Annotated in this window: 12 protein-coding genes; 11 read left to right on the top strand and 1 reads right to left on the bottom strand. The window is 28.9% G+C overall.

All coding sequences use genetic code 11. From position 1 onward, the window contains the following. Positions 1-146 precede the first annotated feature (146 nt). The 9 genes from BW723_RS06375 (at position 147) to uxuA (ending at position 15547) form a co-directional block, all read left to right on the top strand. Positions 147-836, top strand: coding sequence for an NUDIX hydrolase (locus BW723_RS06375; protein ID WP_068357319.1), 690 nt, complete (start codon positions 147-149; stop codon positions 834-836). Between the two features lie 63 nt (positions 837-899). Continuing rightward, entirely contained in the window at positions 900-1451 is a 552-nt protein-coding gene (locus BW723_RS06370; protein ID WP_068357322.1) for an RNA polymerase sigma-70 factor, read from the top strand. An 89-nt stretch (positions 1452-1540) separates the two neighbouring features. Continuing rightward, positions 1541-2704, top strand: coding sequence for a FecR family protein (locus BW723_RS06365; RefSeq protein WP_068357325.1), 1164 nt, complete (start codon positions 1541-1543; stop codon positions 2702-2704). Positions 2705-2872: 168 nt separating this feature from the next. Then, complete coding sequence (locus BW723_RS06360) at positions 2873-6160, top strand: SusC/RagA family TonB-linked outer membrane protein (protein ID WP_068357330.1); 3288 nt, start codon at positions 2873-2875, stop codon at positions 6158-6160. A 12-nt stretch (positions 6161-6172) separates the two neighbouring features. Continuing rightward, entirely contained in the window at positions 6173-7810 is a 1638-nt protein-coding gene (locus tag BW723_RS06355) for a RagB/SusD family nutrient uptake outer membrane protein (RefSeq protein WP_083139580.1), read from the top strand. 120 nt (positions 7811-7930) lie between these two features. Further along, on the top strand, positions 7931-11299 hold the full coding sequence (locus BW723_RS06350; RefSeq protein WP_068357333.1) for a VCBS repeat-containing protein: 3369 nt from the start codon (positions 7931-7933) through the stop codon (positions 11297-11299). Between the two features lie 175 nt (positions 11300-11474). Then, the gene (locus BW723_RS06345; protein ID WP_068357336.1) at positions 11475-13484 is read left to right on the top strand and encodes a T9SS type A sorting domain-containing protein; all 2010 of its coding nucleotides are present in this window, start codon (positions 11475-11477) and stop codon (positions 13482-13484) included. Between the two features lie 18 nt (positions 13485-13502). Beyond that, a complete protein-coding gene (locus BW723_RS06340; protein ID WP_068357339.1) occupies positions 13503-14321 on the top strand; it encodes an SDR family oxidoreductase in 819 nt (272 codons plus the stop codon). 11 nt (positions 14322-14332) lie between these two features. Then, positions 14333-15547, top strand: a complete 1215-nt coding sequence (uxuA, locus tag BW723_RS06335) for a mannonate dehydratase (RefSeq protein WP_068357341.1) — start codon at positions 14333-14335, stop codon at positions 15545-15547. Between the two features lie 11 nt (positions 15548-15558). On the opposite strand, the gene BW723_RS06330 is transcribed toward uxuA, so the two are convergent. Further along, entirely contained in the window at positions 15559-19671 is a 4113-nt protein-coding gene (locus BW723_RS06330) for a hybrid sensor histidine kinase/response regulator transcription factor (protein WP_068357344.1), read from the bottom strand. A 432-nt stretch (positions 19672-20103) separates the two neighbouring features. Between BW723_RS06330 and BW723_RS06325 the strand changes: the two genes are divergently transcribed. Together BW723_RS06325 and BW723_RS06320 are read left to right on the top strand one after the other, a co-directional pair. After that, positions 20104-23148, top strand: coding sequence for a SusC/RagA family TonB-linked outer membrane protein (locus BW723_RS06325; protein WP_226789247.1), 3045 nt, complete (start codon positions 20104-20106; stop codon positions 23146-23148). A gap of 10 nt (positions 23149-23158) precedes the next feature. Next, a complete protein-coding gene (locus BW723_RS06320; protein WP_083139585.1) occupies positions 23159-24823 on the top strand; it encodes a RagB/SusD family nutrient uptake outer membrane protein in 1665 nt (554 codons plus the stop codon). Positions 24824-24881 lie beyond the last annotated feature (58 nt).

The following is a 24881-nucleotide window of genomic DNA, read 5'->3' as shown; positions in this document are numbered from 1 at the left end:
AAGTGTAAATTTTACATTTGTAAAATAAGCACAAAAATTTTATATTTACAAGGAAATAAGAATATAAATGTTATTTTTACACTTATACATCAATTATCTTTGGTGTTTTTCGAAAAAAAAATATAATTTAGCTTAAAAATTTAACTATGCATAAAGGTTATTATTCTGAATATAAAGTTTTTTTAGCAGTAGACTGTATCATCTTTGGTTTTGATGATGAAGATTTAAAAGTTCTTCTAATTCGAAGAGATTTTGAACCTGAAAAAGGGAAATGGTCTTTAATGGGTGGTTTTTTAAAAAAAGAAGAAACGCTAGATGATGCTGCCTCAAGAGTTTTATTTAAATTAACAGGTATGCATAATATTTATATGGAACAACTCTATTCTTTTAGTGAGGTTGACAGAGACCCTGTAGATAGAACCATTTCTACATCATATTATGCAATTGTAAACATAGAAAAACATAATAAAGAGTTAATTCAAAATTATAATGCCAAGTGGTTTAGCCTTTCTAAAGTACCCGATTTAATTTTTGATCATAACATTATCTTAAAGAAAGCTGTAAGACGATTAAGGAGAAGAACCTCAATTAATCCTATAGGTTTTGAACTATTACCCGAAAAATTTACAATGCGTCAATTACAAAAATTGTATGAAGCTATTTTAGATAAAAAATTGGATAAGAGAAATTTTATTAATAAAATAAATTCTATGGATATATTAGTAAAATTAAAAGAAAAAGACATGTCTTCTTCTACAAAAGGTTCGTTTTTATATCAATTCGATCAGCAAAAATATGATGCTAAACAAGAAAAAAACTTTTATCTTAAAATATAATCAGATTTTCTCTTTTTTATAAGAGAAATCAATGATAATTAATTAGAAATTATTTATTAATAAGTGCAAAAAAAAAACTCATCTTACTTAACACTAAAAGAATATAAGAGTCTTTTTGACAAATTATATACTTCATTATGTTTATTTTCTAATAAATATATTGAGGATATAGAGGTGTCTAAAGATATTGTACAAGATATTTTTGTAAAAATATGGGAGCATAAAATTCTCTTTAAAGATAAAAACAATATTAAATCGTATTTATATACTTCTGTTAGAAATAAATCTCTAGATTATCTTAAAAGTAAACGCTATAAAAATACTTCTCATTTATCAACAAAAGAATTAGAACACATAGAAACAGAAACTTTTTTTTTAAGAGAAGTAGTAGTTTCAGAATCTTCTATTATAATAGAAAACGCAATAAATACATTACCTGGTAAATGTGCACAAATTATTAGAATGAGTATTAAAGAACTTTCTAATGCTGAAATAGCAAACGAACTAAGTTTATCTATAAATACTATTAAAGCACAAAAGAAAATTGCTTACAAAAGACTAAAACCTATTTTAAAAGAATACTATTTTTTAATCGCTTTTATATTTATTGAATAATAAATATAAAAAAAATTTAACCCTCTTTATCTTTTTTGTCGTCTAAAAGTTAATTAAGCATATTTTTAGGTTAAAAAAATACACAATTAATGTTCTTATTTAATAAAATAGTAATCATATCTAGACGACTCGCCTCATCTTTATTAAAAGAAGAATCTAATAGTGAGTTTGAAAATTCAGATTTATTTAGTAAAAAGGATAAGTTATATATCTTAAATCAACTTACAGACCCATCTCTAATTAAAGAAAGAACAAAATTAAAAAAGCAAATTAATAAACAGGCCGATTTAGAAAAAGTTAAAAATAAAATTACTATTCCTGTTAAAAAATTGTATTGGAAATATACCGTTGCAGCATCAATAGTAATTTTACTAACCACTGTTTATTTTTTTAGAGCTAGTTTTTTTTCTGAAAATAAAGATATTAACACAACTATTGTAGAAAATAAAATTGAAATTGGTAAGGATAAAGCAATATTAACTTTAGCAGACGGAACTAACGTTTCTTTAGAAAAAGGAAAATCATACCAAAAAAATAATATTAGTAGTGATGGAGAAGAGTTGGTTTATAATTCAGCTCAAATAACAAAACCAGAAATAGCATACAATTATTTAACAATTCCTAGAGGAGGACAGTTTTTTATTAAGTTATCAGATGGCACAAAAGTTTGGTTAAATTCTGATTCTAAACTAAAATATCCAGTAACTTTTGTAAAAAATCAAACAAGAAAAGTAGAACTTGTATATGGTGAAGCCTACTTTAATGTTTCTCCAAGCATTAATCATAATGGAGCTAGATTTCTGGTTGTAAATAAAAATCAGGAAATTGAAGTTTTAGGAACAGAATTTAATATTAAATCTTATAAAGATGATTTTAATACAGCAACAACCTTAGTAGAAGGTAAAGTAACTTTAAATTATGAAGGTAAAAAACAGCATTTAATACCAAATCAACAATCATATTTAGATTATAAAACCAACACGTTAACATTAAAAAAAGTTGATGTATACAATGAAATCTCTTGGAAAGAGGGCGTTTTTAGTTTTGAAAACAAACCGTTAAAAGATATTATGAAAGTATTAGCAAGATGGTATGATATGAGAGTAACTTTTGATAATAAAAATAGCCAGAATATAGAATTTAATGGTGTATTAGACAAAAACCAAAGTATAGAAGAAGTATTAAATATTATTAAAAACTTTAAAGTAATCAATAACTATATCATAAAAAATAAAGAAGTAATTATAAAATAATTTTTTTTTGAAAAAAAAGGGCGAAGCAAAACATTGGCGTGTATTAAACTTCGACCCCTAGACTAAGTATTAATTAATCAAAATGTTTAACTAACACCATGCAAATTTATGAAATTTAAATTAACAACTGTCGGATTCATTATAAGAAGACGGCTATTATTATTAATTATGAAAACGTTCATTTTTTTATTATGTACAAGTGTTTTCAGTTTAAATACCGAAAATTCATTTTCTCAGGAAAAAGTTTTAATTAAACAAGAGCAAACTGTAACAGTAGATCAAGTTTTTAAAATTATTAAAAATCAAACAAATTATCGTTTTATTTATCCTAGAAATTTATTTCTAAATGCACCAAAAGTACATTTAGAAAAAGGAGAAATTCTAGTATCTAAATTACTAGAAAAAAGCTTATCTACAAAAGGTTTAAATTTTGAGTTTTCTAAACAAAACACCATAATTATAAAAGAAAAACCAGCATTAAAATTACCAATAACAGTTAAAAAGAATCAAACCATTACAATTACAGGAACAGTGTCTGACAATCTAGGTCCTTTACCAGGAGCAAGTATTTTAGAACAAGGAACCACAAATGGAACTGAGACAGATTTTAATGGAAAATTTTCTATTAATGTAGCAAGTAAAGAAGCAATACTTGTTGTTTCATATATAGGTTTTACTACACAAAAAATAACAGTAGGAGATAAAACTTCAATTTCAGTTAAATTAATTGAAGGTGCTTCATCTTTAGATGAAATTGTTGTTATTGGCTATGGAACACAAAAAAAGAGTAACATATCTGGCTCTGTATCTCAAGTAGATCAAAAAGAAATTGAAAGAAATCCATCACCAAACTTAAGTAACTCATTAGTTGGTAACACTACAGGTATTATTGCTACACAACGTTCTGGTGAGCCAGGAAATGATGGTTCTAACATTTTTATAAGAGGTATAGGTACAACAGGAAACATAGATCCATTATATGTAATAGATGGTATTGTGCGTTCTGCGTCAGATTTTGCTCAAATAAGCCCAGAAGAAATAGCAACTTTTTCTGTACTTAAAGATGCTGCAAGTTCTGCTGTTTTTGGGGTACGTGCAGGAAATGGTATTATTTTGGTAACTACTAAAAGAGGTAAATCTGGCAAAATGCAAATAGGTTTTACTTCTAATATAGGTGTACAAGAAAGAACTAGAATTCCGGAGTTTTTAAATTCTTATGAATATGCGACTCTATATAATGAAGCTTTAGCAAATCAAGGAGACGCACCTTTATTTTCTGATGATGATATTCAAAAATATAAAGACGGTAGTAGTCCAGATACTCACCCAGACTCTGATTGGTTTTCTGTTCTAGAAAAAACAGCCATTGTACAAAAATATAACATTACAGCCAATGGTGGTACAGATAAACTTCAGTATGCAACATCACTAGGTTACTTAAAACAAGAAGGTATTATTCCATCAAATGTATTTAAACGATATAATTTTAGATCAAATATCGATGCAGAAGTTACCACCACCACTAAATTATCGTTTGATGTTTCTGGTAGAGATGAGGATGTAAATAATGTAGCTTCTGGAGAGGTTTTTAGATGGATGACTGGTATTCCACCAAATAGAGCTCCTATACAATGGTCTAATGGTACGTATTCAAATGGTCCATCATTTTTAGCATTACCAGACAATGGATATAGAAAAAATAGAATTCAAGTTTTTCAAGGTAGAATAGAATTAGAACAACAATTACCAATAGAAGGTTTGTCTATTAAAGGAATTGCTTCTTATGATAAAAGGTTTACAGATTATAAATCTTGGAGATTTACAAAAACGCCTTTTTACAATAGAATAAGCGAAGGTGTTTTTGAAGAAGGAATACAAGAAGCTTCAAATTTATTTCAAAGGCACATAGATTATCAATCTGTAACATTAGAATCTCATTTAAACTACACTAAATCTTTTGAAAAAAGTAGTTTAACTGCGTTAGTATTATACACACAAACTAAAGAAGCTTCCAATACAATGGAGGCAAACAGAATCGGTTATACTTTAGGTATTGATGAATTAGACTTTGGTGGTGCAGAAGAAAGAACTAACAGAGGGTATTCTGGTACTAGCGGTAGACAAGGTGTTGTAGGTAGGCTTAATTGGACCTATGATGATAAATATATTTTAGAAGGTAGTATTCGTGCAGATGCATCAGAACAGTTTGCTCCTGGTAAAAGATGGGGATACTTCCCATCGGCTTCATTAGGTTATATTATGTCTAAAGAATCTTTTTTAGAAAATTCAGAAACAATCGATTTTTTAAAATTTAGAGCATCTTATGGTATCTTAGGAAATGATCGTTTAGGAGGTAACTCATTTCTTTACTTACAAGCTTATAACGTTAGTGGTAATGCTGTTTTTGGAGATGGAAACGTACAACAAGCAATCGTAGAAGGACGTTTATCTAACCCTGATGTAACTTGGGAAACTGTAAAAAAATTAAATTTAGGAGTAGATGCAACTCTATGGAGCGGCAAATTAACTGCATCTATAGACTATTTCTCAGATAAAAGAAGTGATATTTTAGGAAATAGAATTCTTTCTGTACCAAGTCTTTTAGGTGCTACTTTACCAATAGAAAATTTAGCAAAAGTTGATAACAGCGGTATTGAAATTGCTTTAGGACATAGAAACCGTGTGAATGATGATTTAACTTATTCAATGAACGCTAATTTTACGTATGCAAAAAATAAAGTTGTTTTTATTGATGAGGCTGAATCAGACAATCCTAACATTAGAAGAACAGGACAACCTATTGGTACTCAATTTGGTTTACGTGCTTTAGGTATTTTTCAAACACAAGAAGAAGTAGATAATGCACCTACCCAAATAGGAAACCCAGCACCTGGAGACATTAGATATGCAGATATAAGTGGTCCTGATGGTGTGCCAGATGGAGAAATAAACGACTTCGACAGAACAGCTATTGGGCCTAGTAATGTGCCTGAAATTATTTTTGGGTATAATGGAAATGTAAAATATAAAGATTTTGAATTTTCATTTTTATTTCAAGGAGCAACTAATGTAAACCAGTATTATAGTGGTGAAGGAGCTTGGCCATTTTTTGTGGGTTCTGGAGGATTAAAATCTACACTAGATCGTTGGACACCAACAAATACAGATGCAAGCGAACCACGTGTATTAATTGATGCAGATAAAAATCATCAAACCTCTTCTTTTTGGTTAAGAGACGCTTCTTACCTACGTCTTAAAACTTTAGAATTAGCATATAATGTACCAATAGATAAGTTACACACTAAATTTATTACTGGTATGAGAATTTATTTAAATGCTAACAATGTGGCTACATGGTCTAAAATAAAAAACTTCGATCCAGAAAATGCTAGTGGAAGAGGTTGGGATTATCCACAGTTTAGAACATGGAATGTTGGTGTAAATTTTAAATTATAAAAAACATTAAAGATGAACAAAAAAATTAAAAACATATTATACTTTGGTTATGCTTTATGTATCTCAGCATTAATTAGTTGTGATAGTGATATTTTAGATCAAATACCAAAAGACAACCTCACAGAAGAAACTGTTTGGACAGACCCACAGGGAGCAACCCAATTTGTAAATGCAGTTTACGGAGGTATGCCTTCAGGATTCGATCGCAATTATGGTGGTTGGGCTAAAGGTCTTTATTTATTAGATGGTGCTTCAGATGACGGAGATGTTGCTATACCTTGGGTACATGCAAATCAATTACAAAACGGAGAGTTTTTACCAAGTAATGTTCCTTGGGGAGAAACATGGGGAGATTATTATAGATTAATTCGTAAAACAAATGCTGCTCTAGAAAATTTAGATAGATTAGAAGATGATGTGTTACGTAAACGTCTTATGGGTGAAACACATTTTTTGAGAGCTTTTATTTATCATGAATTATTAAGGTTGTACGGATTAAAATCTAGTGGCAGTGAGCCAACAGGGGTGCCTATTATTGATAGAACCTTGGCAGTAGATGATAATTTTCAAATACCAAGAGCTACTTATGATGATACTATTGATTTTATTATAGACGATTTAGATATGGCAGCTTCTATGCTGCCTGCAAAAGGAGAAATTGAAGAAGGTAGAGCTACAATTGGAGCTGCTTATGCTCTTAAAAGCAGAGTATTATTATATGCAGAACGATGGGCAGAGGCTGCTACAGCAGCTACTAAGGTTACAGGCTATTCTTTATTTCCAAACTATAAAGACATCTTTTTAACTAAAAATAATAATGAGATAATTTTTGCAAAAAAGTTTTTAGCACCAGATAAAATACATTTTGGTACAAATAATGGTTTTGATGTAATTAATTCACCACGTTCTTTTAGAGGAGCTAGTGATGCAGGTTGGGGAGGAAATGTGCCTACCCAAAACTTTATAGATGCTTACGATATGGCAGATGGCGAACCACAATCTACTTCTCCTCTATTTGATGCAGAAAATCCATATGAGAATTTAGATCCTAGATTCGAAGCAACTGTAGTTTATAATGGATCTACATTTCGAGGCCATGTAATGGAAATGTATGAAGGAGGATTTGATACAGGTACACAACCAGAGTTTACAAAAACAGGTTATAATCTTAGAAAATTTCATGAAGAACAATTTCCAATCTATACAAAAAGTAGCGATCAAGATTGGATTTTTATGAGATATGCAGAAGTGTTATTAAATTATGCAGAAGCTAAAAATGAAGCTAGCGGACCAGATGGTTCTGTTTATGCAGCAATTAAAGAAATACGACAAAGAGCAGGTATTACTAACCCTGATTTACCAGCAGGTTTAAGTAAAGACGAAATGCGTGAGAAAATTAGAAATGAAAGACGTATCGAATTAGCTTTCGAAGAACATAGATTTTTTGATATTAGAAGATGGAAAATTGCAGAAAGTTTATTGAATGGACCTTTAATAGGTGTAAAAATGGTAAAAGAAAATGATGGTACAATAACATATACACGTTACGAATTTGAAACACGTAGTTTCCCTTCTAAATTGTATGTTTTGCCAATACCACAAAATGAAATAGAAAAAAATCCAGCAGCTAAGCAAATAAATGGCTGGTAGGTAGTCTTATAAAAACTTATAATTTGTAAAGTTAATTTGTTTTATTTAAATGTGAGTGAAAGAGCAAAGAAGAATTAAATACTTTTCTTTGCTCTTAATTTTTATTTTAAAGATTTAATTATGAAAAAAGGGATATTTATTTTTTCAACAATTTTAATAATTGCTTGTACTAATACTAAAAAAGAAAAACCTTTATTTACCATAAAAAATGCTGGTGACACAGGTATTAATTTTAAAAATTCACTTGTAGAAAATAGAATTTTAAATGGAATTTTATATGAGTATTTTTACAACGGAGGTGGTGTTGCAGTTGCAGATTTTAATGGAGATAATTTACAAGACGTATATTTTGTTTCTAACCTAGAATCTAATAAACTGTATTTAAATAAAGGGAAATTAAAATTTGAAGACGTTACAGATGTATCTAAAGTAAACGGAAAAAAAGGCTTTCCTACTGGTGTAACTATTGTAGATATAAATTCTGATGGGAAACAAGATATTTATGTTTGTAAATCTGGTAATTATAGAAATTCAGATGACAGAAGAAATGAGTTGTATGTAAATTTAGGAAATGATAAAAATGGAAATCCTATATTTAAAGAAGATGCAAAAAAATATGGATTAGACTTACCTAACTATTCTACACAAGCAACTTTTTTCGATTACGATAAAGATGGAGATTTAGATATGTTTCTTATAAATCACGGTGCCAGACCTTATGAAAGTGAAGCAATTTCTAGGTTAATGGCTACACAATCACCGTTACAAAGTTCTAGACTTTACCAAAATGATAAAGGGCATTATAAAGATGTTTCAGAAGAAAGTAATATTATAAATAATGCAATTAGCTTCGGATTGGGAGTTGCAATAGGTGATTTAAATAATGATACTTGGCCTGATGTATTGGTTGGAAATGATTTTTCTGAAAAAGATCATTTATATTTAAATCAGAAAGACGGAACTTTTAAAGAGGTTATTAAAGAAGCTACGAATCATATTTCTTATTTTTCTATGGGAAATGATATTTCAGATTTTAATAATGATGGTTGGTTAGATTTTATATCTGTAGATATGATGTCTGAACATAATTACGACATAAAAACTTCTATGAGTGGTATGAACCCAGATCGTTTTTATGGTTTAATAGATAAAGGGTTACATCATCAATATATGTACAATGCTTTACAGTTAAACAATGGAATTCCTAATATAGAAAATCAAATTCCATTATTTTCTGATGTCGCCCAAATGAATGGAGTTTCTAGCACAGACTGGAGCTGGGGACCTTTAATGTTTGATATGGATAATGATGGTTGGAAAGACATATTTATTTCAAACGGAATTAAGAGAGATTTTAGAAATAACGATTTCATAAAACATAAAAAAGCCAAGTTTGATGCTTTTTTTAGTACTCACGGACAGAAAACTAGAAAAAATCAAGAATTAGCAAGAGATTTAACAATGGAATTGATTAATGAAATGCCTATTCGAAATAAACCGAATTACTTTTTTCAAAATAAAAAAGGAAAAGGATTTGTAAAGAAAAATAACGATTGGGTTGCAAATTACCCAACCAGCTCTAATGGTGCTGCATATGCAGATTTAGATAATGATGGAGATGTAGATATTATTGTTAATAATACCGATGATTTTGCACTTATTTATGAAAATAATTCCAGACAATTAAACACTAATAATTACATTCAAATAAAGTTAAAAGGGTCAAAAAAGAATCTAAATGGAATTGGAGCTCGTGTTATTTTAGAAAATAATAATGAAATTCAAATACAAGAAAATTACTTTTCAAGAGGATTTCAATCAGCAGCTAGCGCCAATTTACATTTTGGAGTTGGAGGTGAAGAAAGTATAGAGAAAATCACTGTAATTTGGGGAGATGGTAAAACAAAATCTTATAAAAATAGTAAAACAAACCAAACTCTTATTTTAGATTATAATGATAGTAAATCAATTGATGTTGCATCAAAAAATAGCAAAAAACTATTTAAAGATATTACTAAAAGTAGTAAACTAATACATCAACATAAAGAGAATTATTTTGATGATTTTAAAAGAGAATCTCTTTTACCTCATAAAATGTCTCAATTTGGTCCAGCTTTAGCAACAAGTGATGTTAATGGAGATGGTTTAGATGATATTTTTATTGGTGGAGCAAAAGACAGTAGTGGAAAACTACTTATTCAATTAAATAATGGAACATTTAAAGAAAAAGAAATTTCAGCATTTAAAAAAGATAAAAATTATGAAGATGTAGGTGCCCTATTTTTTGATGCAGATTCAGATGGCGATGTAGATTTATATGTGGTAAGTGGTGGAAACGAATATGATGAAGGTTCTAAATTTTTAAATGATAGATTATATGAAAATAAAGGAAATGGTAATTTTGAAATCACTAAAGCAATTTCTTCTTTAGGTACAAGTGGATCAAAAGTAAAAGCTGCCGATTTTGATAAAGATGGAGATGTAGATCTTTTTGTTGGAGGAAGACAAAAACCAGGTCATTACCCTGCACCAACAACTAGTTTTATATTAAGAAATGATAGTGAACTAGGAAAAATAAAGTTTACAAATGTAACCAATGAGATAGCCACTCCGTTATTAAATATAGGAATGGTAACAGATGCTGTTTGGGTAGATGTAGATAACAACTCGTGGTTAGATTTAATGATTGTTGGTGAATGGATGTCGCCAGTTTTACTAAAAAATAATAAAGGTTTTTTTGAAAATGTATCAGAAAAATCAGGGTTTTCTAAACAAGTTGGTTGGTGGTTTAGTATTGAATCTGCAGATTTTGATGGTGATGGAGATGAAGACTTTGTGGCAGGAAATTTAGGGCTAAATTATAAGTATAAAGCCACAGAAAAAGAACCTTTTGAAGTCTATCAAAAAGATTTTGACAACAATGGACAATTAGATATTGTGTTAGGATATTACGATTTAGGTAATTTATATCCACTTCGTGGACGACAATGCTCATCAAATCAAATGCCATTTATAAAGGAGAAGTTTAAAGATTATGATTCTTTTGGAGAAGCAACCTTAATAGATGTTTATGGGAATACAAATTTAAAAGATGCCATACATTATAAGGCTACAAGCTTTGCAACTAGTTATTTTGAAAACAATGGAGATGGTACTTTTACTGTTAGGCCACTTGGTAATATTGCACAACAATCTTCTGTAAATGCAATTACTATTAATGATTTTGATAACGATGGAAATTTAGATATGCTACTGGCAGGAAATTTGTATGCATCAGAAGTTGAAACTCCAAGAAATGATGGAAGTATAGGTGTCTTCTTAAAAGGAAATGGAAAAGGTAATTTTGAAGAAATTTCTGCTAGTTTAAGCGGATTATACATAAATGGAGATACAAAAAATACAGCTTTAATTTCTCTTACTGGAGATAGAAAAGGAATAGTATTTGCTAAAAACAATAATTATTTACAATTAATTAAGATATTACCTTAAAATAATTCAATATTAAAAACTAGAGTAATTTTAATAAAATAAACCAATAACTACCCTCTATTTTGCTAAATTTTACCTCGTTTCATTTTTTTATAAATCTTTACTTTATAAATTCTTTTTAAGAATTGTTATTAATTAATAAACTAAACATTCTTCAACTTGAACACTATTTTTTATGAGAGGTAAATTTTTAATTACAGTAGTTTCCTATTTTATATTTTCAACAACCTATGCTCAAACTTCATCAAAAATATCCATAGATTATACTATAGATAAAGGAACATCTAAACAAGTTGCAAGTGGTCTTTTACATGGAATTAGTGCCAATAACCCTGCCCAATATTTAATTGATGGTATTAAAGTTAGATCTATAAGAGGTGCAGATTATCATCCTAATTTACCTAGTTTTTTTGAAGAACCAACTTATAAAAGAGCAAAAGAAACAGAAGCTAAATTAATGATTGGCTTATATTATTATAGAGCAAATGATTCTTATTTTCCAGGAGATGGAGGAGATTTTAATAAATGGGAAGAAATTTGTAAAAATGTTTACAATGATGCACAGACTAAAAATTTAGATATTTATTCTTGGATTACTTGGAATGAGCCTCGCTTACAATGGGGAAACAGCAATTCTAATAGAAATAGATACTTTAAAGCTCATGAAGTAGCTTATAAAGCTATAAAAGCTATAAACCCTTTAGCTAAACTTCAAGCTCCAGAAGATCATTCTTATAATTTCGATTTTATGAAACAGTTTTTGTTATACTGTAAAACCAATAATTGTTTACCAGAAATTTTAGCTTGGCATGAATTATCTAATGACCCTTTAAATATAGAAGCACACTGTAAAGAATTAAAAGAATGGATGTTGGCTAATGAAATTACACCAATGCCAATGACAGTTACAGAATACCAAGGAGAATCCTATTCTAATGACAACACCTCTATTCCTGGTGTTAATGTATATTACCTAGCATCTATGGAAAGAGCTGTGCAGTATGGTTTCGAATTTGGTTTACATGCTTGTTGGACACGTGTAGGAGATGATCCTGATTTTATAGCAACTCTTGCAGATATGGCAGATAGAGATAACGCAAATTTACCAAGAGGTCTGTGGTGGAATTATAATACCTATAAAGACATGACAGGTAGAAAAGTTGATGTAAATATAGAAGGCGCAAATTCTGATGCAATTGCTAGTCTAGACAGTAATATGAAAAGATCTGTTATTTTAATTGGAACACGAAATTACTTTACCGAACATGATGTAACTTTAACTTTAAATAATATTCCTGAGTATTTAAAATATGAAGAAAAAGTAAACATTAGAGTAGAAAAAATAACAAATGAAATGATACTCACAAATCCTGAAGTTGTTGTTGCCCAAGATTATGAATTAAATAATAACACTGTATCTCTAAACCTACCAAGAATGATTCCTAAAAGCTCGTACGCAATCTATATTTCTGCAGCTACTAGTAATAATAATAAAATGTCTTTTGAAGCAGAAAATTTAACTATTAAAAATTCTTTTACAACAGGAAAACAACCATATATTTTTAATGAACAAATTGCCAGTAATGGTTCTTCTGTAGCTTTAGAATCAAATTCTGTTGGAGATTATATAGAATATACAATACCATCTCCAGGGGCAGGTATTTATAATTTATCTGCAATTCTTAAAGGAGCTTCTAATCGTGGTTTTGTTCAACTATACATTAATGGTAAAGCAACTTGTCCGCCAGAAGATTTATATAATAGCGACTTGGGTTATTATAAGAACGATTTTGGGAATATTGAAGTTGGTACTGAAGATTTAAATTTAAAATTTGAAGTAGTTGGTAAAAATCCAGCATCAAATGGGTATTTTATAGTGTTAGATAAATTTGATTTAACTTTTTTAGGAGAATTAGAAACAGCAAAAGTTACAAATATCAATAATAAATTAAGCTTTAATATTTATCCAAATCCTGCATTAAATATAATTAATATTGAGATTGATAAAAATTATTCAGAAAAGAATACTTTACATTTATATGATAATACAGGTAGACTTTTAATTAATAAAAAAGTAATTTCAAATAATAGTTCTTTAAATATTAGTAAACTTTCAAAAGGAGTTTATTTTATTAAAATTTTTAATAAAGAACAAACATCAACAAAAAGAATTTTTAAAAACTAAACTATAATAATAAATAAAATGAGTGATAATTTTTTTGACATAAAAGGTAAAGTTGCTATCGTTACTGGTGGTGGAGGTGTTTTAGGAGGAAGTATTTCTAGACATTTAGTAAAAGCAGGTTGTAAAGTTGTTGTTTTAGATATTCGTGAAGAAAATGTAAATAACAGAGTAAAAGAATTAGAAGAACTTGGTGGCGAAGCTATTGGTTTTGTTTCTAATGTTTTAGATGTAGAAGAAATGAAAGTAACAAGATCTAAAATTTTGGATGCTTGGGGTAGTATAGATATCTTAATTAATGCAGCAGGAGGTAATTTACCTGGTGCTACATTAACAGAAGAGCAAACAGTTTTCGATATGAAAATTGAAGATTTTGAAAAAGTTACAAACCTTAATTTAAATGGTACTGTTTATCCTTGTTTGGTTTTTGGAGAAGCAATGGCTAATAATGGAAAAGGAAGTATTATTAATGTATCTTCAATGGCTACATTATCTGCTATAACTCGTGTTCCTGGATATTCTGTTGCAAAAAGTGGAATAGACATTTTTACAAAATGGTTAGCGATGGAATTAGGTACTAAATTTGGAGAAAAAGTGCGTGTAAATGCGATTTCACCAGGATTTTTTATTGGAGACCAAAACAGAAAAGTTTTAATTAATGATGATGGTTCTTACACAGAAAGAAGTAAAAAAGTTTTAGCTAGAACACCAATGAAACGTTTTGGTGATATTAACGAATTAAATGGAATGGTTCATTTTTTATGTTCAGATTCTGCAAGCTTTATAACAGGTACAATTATTCCTATAGATGGTGGTTTTAGTTCTTTTAGTGGAGTATAATTTAAAATAATATGGAATTAAAAAAGACATTAAGGTGGTTTGGTGAAAAAGACCCCATTAGTTTAGCGCAAATAGCACAAACTGGCGCAAAAGGTATTGTTACAGCACTTCATCATATTCCAAATGGTGAAGTTTGGTCTGTAGAAGAAATCCTAAAAACTAAAAATAAAATAGAATCTCATGGTCTTACTTGGGATGTGGTTGAAAGCTTACCATTACATGAAGATATTAAAAAAGGAAAACCGAGCAGATATAAAATTATTGAAAATTATAAAGAAAGTGTAAAGAATTTAGGTAAATGTGGTATTTCTACTATCTGTTACAATTTTATGCCAGTTTTAGATTGGGCTAGAACTAATTTAAAATATACTCTTAAAAATGGTACAGAAGCCATGTATTTTGAAGCAGATTTATTTGCTGCTTTTGATATTTATATTTTAGAAAGGCCAAATGCTTTAAAAGATTATACAGAAAAGCAAATTGCGGCTGCAAAAGCTCTATATAGTGAATTAAGTAAAGATGAAATTAAAGCAATAGCTTACAATATTATTGTAGTTACACAATCTTTTATTGATGGTGCTGTTGGTGAAGATGAAAAAGAACCTATTAAAATTTTCTTAAAATTACTAGCAGAATACGATGGAATTGATAAAGAAAAACTAAGAGATAATTTTTCATATTTCTTAAGTAAAGTTATACCTGTAGCAGAAGAATTTGGTGTTAATTTGGCAGTTCACCCAGATGATCCTCCTTACCCATTATTGGGTTTACCTAGAATTGTTAGCACTCCAGATGATTTTGAGTGGTTAACAAGAACATGTCCATCTTTAAATAATGGAATTACATTTTGTACTGGTTCTTTAGGTGCTAGAACAGATAATAATCTTCCAGAAATATTTAAAGATTATGCAGATAGAGTTCATTTTTTACATTTAAGAAGTACCAAAATATTAGATAATGGTGATTTTTACGAAGCAGAACATTTAGATGAGAATGTAAATTTAGCTGCTGTAATGCAAGTTATTATTGAAGAACAATTAAGAAGAAAAAAAACTGGTAGATTAGATTATAATATTGCTATTAGACCAGATCATGGACACAAAATGTTAGATGATTTTAATAGAAAATCTAATCCTGGTTATCCTTTAATAGGTAGATTAAAAGGACTCGCAGAGTTATCTGGATTAGAAATAGGAATTAAACATCTATTACAGAGCAAAAATTAAAATAAAATTATTTAGTCTATATTATTTTTATATTTAGAAGGCACTATACCAAATTGTTCTTTAAATAATTTTCTAAAATATTTAGGGCTATTGTAACCAACTTCAAAGGCTGCTTGAGAAATTGAATATTCTTCATTTTTAATAAGGGTAGCCGCTTTTTTTAATTTTACTGTAGTAATATAATCATTAATATTACCACCAGTAATTGCTTTTATTTTTCTAAAAAGTGGTGTTCTGCTCATACCTATTTCATTTGTAATTTCTTTTACGTTAGCTTTTCCTTCTTTTAATTTTTTTAGAATTATAGTTTCTAATCTTCTTAAGAATTCTTTTTCTTTTTCTATTAATTTAGTGTGTTCTAAAGGAAAAGAGGCAAGAGGTTCGTTTTGTTCTGTAAAATATTTACTCAATGATTTTCTATTACTGATAAGATTATCTATACGAGTTAAAAGAAGTTGGCTGTTAAATGGTTTTACAACATATTCATCTGCTCCAGTTTCATACCCTTCCTTAATACTTTCTATATTATTTTTGGCAGATAATAATATAATAGGAATGTGAGCTGTAGTTGTATTGTTTTTTAAATTATTACATAAGTCGATACCACTTTTAACGGGCATCATAATATCAGAAATAATTAAATCTGGGACATATTTTATAGCTTTTTCAATTCCTTTTTCTCCATTTTCAGCATAAATTAAATCGTAATTTTTATCTAATATACCTTCTAGATATTTTAAAATATCTGGATTGTCATCAATAATTAATATTAATAACATTTCTTCACCTAAATGAACATTTAATTTCTTTTTATCTTCTGGTATTAAAAGTGATGGTGACCTCAAAGCATCTGGGGTAGCTGTTTCTAAACCTGGATTTAAGTTTTTTTGGACCTTTTTTACTGTAGTTGCTTCAAATAATGATTTATCTCTAGGTATATAAACTGTAAAAGTAGCTCCTTCATTTAGTTTACTTTCAACATTAATTTTCCCTTTGTGTAATACTGCTAAGTTATTAGATAAAGCAAGCCCAATACCAGAACCCTTTTTTCTAGGTAGAGATTTAGATTGATAGTACCATTCAAATATATGATCAAAATCTTCTGGATGAATTCCAGATCCAGAATCTTTTATTGTTATTTTAAAATACTGTTCATCAGTACTTAAATGTATATTTATATTATCTTTTTCTTTACAAGCTTTTATAGCATTTGATAATAAATTATTTATAATTATTTGAATTTTTTCTATATCGAACCAAACCATTAAATTTTTGTCAGAACTAGAATAGGTTAAATTAATACCCTGTTTTTGGGTCATTAACAAATAATTATCTACTATTCTTTTTAATACATCAGATATGTTGTATTCTCCTATTATTAAATCGCTAAGCCCAACTTCAGATTTTCTAAATTCTAAAAGTTTATTAATAGATTGAGATAGATAAGTTCCGTTTTTTTTCATTAAATCTAGTTTTTCTAAATGTCTTTTATTTGTAAGCTCATTTAATAAATCATCAATTGGGCCTAAAATTAAAGTTAGAGGTGTTCTTAGTTCATGAGAAAAGTTGATAAAAAATCGAATTCTTTCTTTATTAAAATCTTGTTCTAGCTGACGTTGTTTTTTTTCAAATAATAAAGAGTTTTTTAGTTTAATATGATCAGAATAATATTTTAAAGCAAAATATATGGCAGTCATTAATAATAGAATGCATATGGTATAAAATACTGGAGTATTCCAAAAAGGAGGAATAATATTTACAGACAACTTACCAAATACCTCTTTACCAGAATCTAGTTTTGCTTTAACTTTTAAGTAGTATTTACCAGCAGGTATATTGCTTAAATTTGCTTTACCACTGCTTTTATTATCTATCCAATTTTTATGATACCCTTCTAAAATATAAGAATATTGTATATTTTTTGCTACGGGATATTTTAAAACAGCAAAATCTATTGATAAAAAATTTTGATTATGCTTTAAGGTAATTTTGTCTTGGTAAGAGATTGCTTCTTTTAAAATAGCATTTTTATCAGAAGGGGTTACGTTAATTTTTTTATTTAATACTTGTATATTTTCAAAAACAATTTTGTAAGATTTAGTAAAATTGTTTTTTAAATTTTTTGGGTTAAACATATTAAAACCTTTATTCCCACCAAAATAAATATATCCATTTTTGTCTTTTAAAACTGCACCAATATTAAATTCACTTCTTTGAATGTTATTAAAAGTGTTTAAATTTTCAACCTTATTTGTTGCTGTATTAAAATGACTAATTCCATTAAAAGTACCAAGCCAAACATTTGTTTCATCTTCCATAACAATACTACTTACGGTATTATTGCTAAGACCGTCTTTTTCTGTAAAACTTATAGCAGTTTTAGTTTTAGGGTTAATTTTAATAAGACCACCATACCTTAATCCTGATAGAATTTCTCCATTATTAAGATGTAAAAGGCAAAAAACAACATTACTTGTCATTCCTTTTGTATTGTTCATATTATACTGAATATAAGTGTCATTTACAGGGTTGTATTTTAAAATACCATCACCATATGTAGCTAGCCATAAGTTATCAGAATTGTCATTAATAATATCTCTAATATCTATTTTACCTAAGCTCTTTACATATTCAAATTTATCATCTGTTTCACTATATTTATATAATCCACCACGATTTGTACCCACCCAAATTAGACCTTTTTTATCCTCGAAAATTTTTCTAACATCACTTCCATTTTCTATAGAATGCTGTAAATAATGCTTATTTAATCCAGTTTTTGAATCCATTTTGTTTATACCACCACCATAAGTACCAACCCAAACTCTTTTTTTAGTATCTTCATATAACGATATTATGTAATCGTTACTTAAACTTTTAGAATTTTTATAATTATGTCTATAGCTTAAAAATTTTCCAGTATTAGGATCAAACAAATTTAGACCTGCACCATCTGTACCAACCCATATTTTACCATCACTTTTTTGAGCAAAAGCACCAATCCTATTGTGGTTAATACCATGAGGATTGTCTATGTTTTTTTTAAATAGTTTAATAGGTTCTCCCCTAGGATTTACAAAATTTACTCCTGTACTGGTACCTAACCACATATTTCCATCGCTATCTTTTTTTATAGATGATACAGTTCTATTAAAAACACTAGAGCCATCGCTTTTAGGTAAGTACCATTTTATGTTAAGTTTTTTATTTAATAAAAAAGAAGATATATCTAGTATATTTAGTCCTCCGTTTCTTGTTCCGATCCACATTTTATTTTGGTTATCTTCTTCTAAAGCAAGAATATCATTATCGCTTAAACCTCTATTTGGTATTAAGGATTTTTTTAGTTTTAAAGTATCACCGTTTTTAGTTATTACAAAAAGTCCGTTAGATGTCCCCATCCATAAATTACCTTTAGAATCTAGATAAAAAGTCTCTATAGTTAAAGAACTATCATTAAGATTATTACCTAAAGAAACTCTTGTTATTTTTTTATTTTTATAATTGTACTTATTTAATCCAAAATTATTGGTACCAATCCATAAAATAGAATCTCCTTGAACACATAAACTAGAAACATAATTAGATGATAAAGAAGATAAATTATGAGATTGATGATTAATAAATTTTAAATTTCCATTTTTATCTTTAAAAGATAATCCCCATTTTTTTCTAGCTGATCCAACAATAAGCTGATTATTTGGTGATATTTCTAAAGAACTAACATGAGTTTTAAGTGGTTTATTATTATGTTTAAAAATCTCAAATGTTTCTTTTTTAGGATTATAAATATTTACACCTTTATCGGTTGCTATTATTAGTTTACCATTTTCATCTACTCTTAAAGTATTTATATGATTATTAATTATACCATTTTTAGTATTCTCTTTTTTAAACTTAATAAAATTTGTACCATCATACCTATTTAAACCCTCTAAAGTGGCAATCCAAATAAAACCAAGAGAGTCTTGTTCAATATCATTTACAAAATTATGAGATAAGCCAGACTCTACATCCAATAAATGAAAAGTAAGTATGTCTTTAATATATTTAGATTCTTGTGCAGGTATTATGCTTATAAAAAACAAAATAAAAAGAACGGTATATGTATATTTTTTACCCATATGATTGAAAACTGTTCACTAAACATAAAATTTAGTATTATAAATAAGAATAACTATATTTTAATAAGTGTGTAATTTACATTTATTATTTAATTCTGTAAAATATTCGCTATAAAAATTATATATTTAATTAAAAATTAAGAATAATTTTAGCAAAAAAATAAAATAATTTAAATTAACTACTTATTAAAAAGTACCGTTTTTTATAGGATAATTAAGCTTTTAGCTAAGATTTGTATAAAGTGAAGTCATTTTGTACCCCATTATTAGTTGTTTTTTACACCTTCACAAACCATCTATAAGTGTTAGTTTTACACTTGCAATATGTAATTGTTAAAAAAGTTTAGTAATTATAAAGATAAAAAGACTATTAACATTATATTTTGCTTAACTATATTCAAACTAAAATAATTTAAACTTATGAAAAAACTAATGAAATGCTTTTCAGGTTTTAAAAAAGAAAAAATGTTTTTTTTAATCTTTTTTAGTCTTGGCATTTTTACTGTCTTTGGGCAAAGTGTAACCATTACAGGAAAAGTAACCGATGACACTAACGAACCTATACCTGGGGTAAATGTCCTTATTAAAGGAACCCAATCAGGTACAATAACAGATTTTGATGGGCTTTACAAATTAAAAGTAGCAAAATCTGATATACTTGTATTCTCTTATATTGGTTATGCAACTAAAGAGGTGGCTGTAAGTGACCAAACAACAATTAATGTTAAGTTAGAAAGTGACGCAACTTCATTAGATGAAATAGTGGTAGTTGGTTATGGTACTCAAAAGAAAATAGATGTTACAGGAGCTGTCACTAGAGCTAATATAGAGGATTTTAGAGATGCTCCAAATGCTAACATTGGACAAAGTTTACAAGGTACAGTGCCAGGTTTAAATATTGGACAAGTAACATCTGCAGGGTCAACACCATCAATACAAATAAGAGGGGCTAGTACTTTAAATGGAAATCAAAGCGTTTTAATTATTTTAGATGGTATTCAATATACAAATTCTTTATCATCTTTAAACCCTGATGATATTGAAAGTATTGATGTTTTAAAAGATGCTAGTTCTACAGCTGTATATGGTGCACAAGCTGCAAATGGGGTTATTTTAATTACTACCAAAAAAGGGAGAAAAAATAGAAATCCAGTTATTTCATTTTCTTCTAAGTTTTCTACACAAGCTCCGTCTGTAGGTTTAAGACCTATGGGAAGAGAAGGGTACTTGGAACATATTAAAATGTTAAATTATCGAGATGCATATATAGCTCCGGAATATACTGTTCCAAATCCTGATTATGATGTTTTAGAATATGTAGATAGTTCTGTTTTAGATCCAATAACTGGAGAACTTTTGCCTAATGACTTTGATTGGTGGGATCAGGCAACTCAAAGAGGATATATACAGGAAACACTATTTAATGTTTCTGGTGGTTCAGAAAAAACAACATATTTAATTTCACTTGGTTTAACAGAACAAAATGGATATATTATAAATGACAATTTTGAACGTAAAAGTATAAGGGTGAATCTAGAAACAGAAGCTGCAGATTGGTGGACTGTAGGAACACAAGTGTTTGGTTCTTTTACAAATAAAGATGGAGCAGAGCCGAGTTTGAGTTCTATCGTTAGATCTTCTCCTCTTCATACACCGTATTTAGAAAATGGGGATCTTAACCCTAGCCCATTTAATACACTAGATAGAAATCCATTTTTAACTTATGATGTATTAAACGAAGAAAGAGACAACTATATTTCTGCTAATTTATATTCTCAAATTGATGTTCCTTTTATCCCAGGTTTGTCGTACCGCATAAATTTTGGTAATAATTACAAAACAGAATTAAGATATGGTGCTAGCGAATATGAGGCATCAGAAAATGGAGCAGCTTATAAGAATACAAGATTTAAATTAGATTTTACTTTAGATAATATTATAACGTACAAGAAAAAATTTGGAAAGCACGATATTTCTGCTACATATTTGTATGGAGTTCGCGAGAAAAAAGAAGAAGGAACTAATGCAAGTGCAACAGTGTTTTCTAGATTGAAATTAGGTTATGATAGAATACAACTTGGTGAAAATCAGTTTGTAAGTTCGTATGCATTTACAGAAAAGTTCAATTACCAAATGTTTCGATTGAATTATAAATTTAATGATAAATATTTATTAACGGGTACTATAAGAGAAGATGGATTTTCTGGTTTTGCAGAAAATGAAAAATATGGATACTTTCCTTCAGGAGCATTTGGTTGGATTATTTCTAATGAATCCTTTATGGAAAATACAGACTGGATAAATAATCTAAAACTAAGAGGAGGTTATGGTGTTAGTGGTAACCTTACAGGTAGATATAGTTCACTTGCGAGGTTAAGTACAGGAGCAGCATATGTGTTTGGTGATGGAGGAGCTACTGTTTTTGGACAACAATTGAGTTCATTAGCAAACCCAAACTTAAGATGGGAGAGAACGGCAGGTATGAACTTAGGATTAGATTTTTCATTATTTAATAGTAGGTTAACAGGTAGTATAGATGCTTATCAAAATACTACAAATGATTTATTGTTTTCTGTAGCTTTACCACAAATAACTGGATTCTCTTCGATTCAAACAAATATTGGTAAAATGCAAAATAAAGGTCTTGAAATATCTCTAACAGGAGATATTATAAAAAAACAAGATTTTAGTTGGGGTACAACTGTAAATTTCTCTACAAATAAAAATAAGATTCTTGAGTTAACTGGTGAAGATGTAAATCAAGATGGAGTAGAAGATGACCTTATAGCTAGTAATTTATTTATTGGACAAGGAACAGCTAGAGATGTCATATATACCTATGAACAAGATGGCATTTATCAAATAGGTGATGACATACCAGCTGGTTTTAGTCCAGGTCAATTAAGAATTGTAGATCAAAATGATGATGGTATCATTAATGAAGATGATCGAAAGATAATTGGAAGAAGAGATCCTGCATATAGAATAAGTATGTTAAATACATTTAAGTATAAACAATTTTCTTTTAGTTTTTTCTTAAACTCTATTCAGGGAGGTAAAGACAGTTATTTAAGTAATACAAATGTAGGAATCAGTCATAGTGACAATACTATTAGATTTAATTATTTAGAAGGTATTAATTTCTGGCAACCTAATAATCCTACAGGAGATCAACCATTAACAGCTAATGGAGTAAGTAACCCTAGTGTAGGTGCTGGAATTTATCAAGATCGTAGTTTTGTACGATTACAAGACGTTAGTTTAAGATATAACTTTAATCAAGCAGTTTTAGATAAGTTGGGGATGTCTAGTTTAAGTCTTTTCTTGAGTGGTAAAAATTTAGCCACTTGGACAGATTGGAAAGGTTGGGATCCTGAAATTCAAGATGTTGATAGAGGTATATATGGTTCTGGCTTAGTCGCTGGAGGAAGACCTGTTATGAAAGGTGTTTCAATTGGTGTTAATTTATCTTTTTAAAATTAAGAATATGAAAAAAACAATTTTTTTTACAGCAATAGTATGTTTATTTTATTCCTGTAGTAGTGATTATTTAAACGAAAAACCAGAAGATTTTTTAAGCTCAGCTAATGCATTTACAACTTATGAAGATTTTGATGCATCAGTAAGTAATCTTTATGGTCTTTTTAGACATGAGTTTTATACTAATGGTGAAAATAAACCATTCGATTTTATGTATAGTACAGATTTAGTCTTTGATGGGCAAAATAGTGGAAATCGTCACAGTAATTTCGAGCAAGCTTTTAGAACAGAATCTAGTATTCCTAGAGAACATTGGAATAATAATTATAAAATAATAGCAGAGGCAAATACAATTATAGATCGAACAGAAAGATCAGATATGACTGCTGATCAGATTACTGAAATAACTGCGCAAGCAAGATTCTTTAGAGGTTTTACTTATCGTAACCTAGCATATCTTTTCGGAGGTGTTCCTTTGGTAACAGAAGAAATTATTTCTCCTAAAACAGATTTTGTTCGTGCTACCAAAGAAGAAACTTTGTTACAGGCAGTAGAAGATCTAGAATATGCGAGTCAAAATTTATCTCGAATAGCTAATACACAAGATGGACGAATAAATGATTTAGTTGCTTATCATCATTTAGCAGAAGTATATTTAGCTTTAGGTAGAACTCAAGAAGCAATAACTGCTGCAAGCAAAGTAATAGATGATCCGGCTACAGCATTAATGCGAAACAGGTTTGGCTCTAGAGCTAATGAAACTCCAGGAGATGTATATTGGGATTTATTTAGAAGAGGAAATCAAAATAGAGCAGGTGGAAATACAGAAGCATTATGGGTTGTTCAATTTGAACTTGATGTTTTAGGAGGAGGAATACAGTCTACTTCTATTGGAGGTTCTTATAGAATAGAAAGACATTTCCCTCCATTAATTAGAGATTTTAAATTAGCTACCGGAAGTCGTCCTTTTTCTTGGCCTGTAGGAGATTATACAGGAGGAAGAGGTATTGGTTGGGCTATATCTACAACACATTTTTCAAATACAATATGGGAAAGTGATTTTGATAATGATATTAGAAATGCTAATCATAACTTTGTAAGAGAATATACTGCTACTAATCCATCATCGTCAAATTTTGGAACTGTTTATTCAACAGAAAATCCTCCTGCTGGTGTAACTGTTCCTAGTAGAGCTTTTTATGCGTATCAATCAAAATGTACCACTCCATTTAATCATCCAGATGGTTTGTATAATACAAATTCATCTGTACCATTTGCGCTTACAAATTCTGGTGGAGGAACCTATACAGATTGGTATCAGTTAAGATTGGCAGAAACTTATTTATTAAGAGCAGAAGCATACTTAGCGGATAGTAAACCAGATTTAGCTGCAGCAGATATAAATGTTGTTAGAAGAAGAGCTAACGCTTCCGATGTTTTAGCAGCTGATGTAGATATCGATTATATTTTAGATGAACGTATGAGAGAGCTAGGGATTGAAGAAAAGAGAAGGTTAACGCTTGGAAGGTTAGGCTTAATTTTTGACCGTGTTAGTCGTTTTAACCCTTATTATGACGATATTTTACCGACATATAATTTATGGCCAATCCCTTTTAGTGAAATTGAAAGAAATAGAACTGGAGAATTAACTCAAAACCCAGGTTATAACTAATATTTTTTAAACCTGTTATGTCTTTAAGCATAACAGGTTTAATTTTAACTAATTCAAA

This window comes from Polaribacter reichenbachii, assembly GCF_001975665.1.
GTDB lineage: Bacteria > Bacteroidota > Bacteroidia > Flavobacteriales > Flavobacteriaceae > Polaribacter > Polaribacter reichenbachii.
The sequence above is the reverse complement of the archived record's forward strand: the minus strand, read 5'-3'. Positions and strand labels throughout refer to the sequence as shown.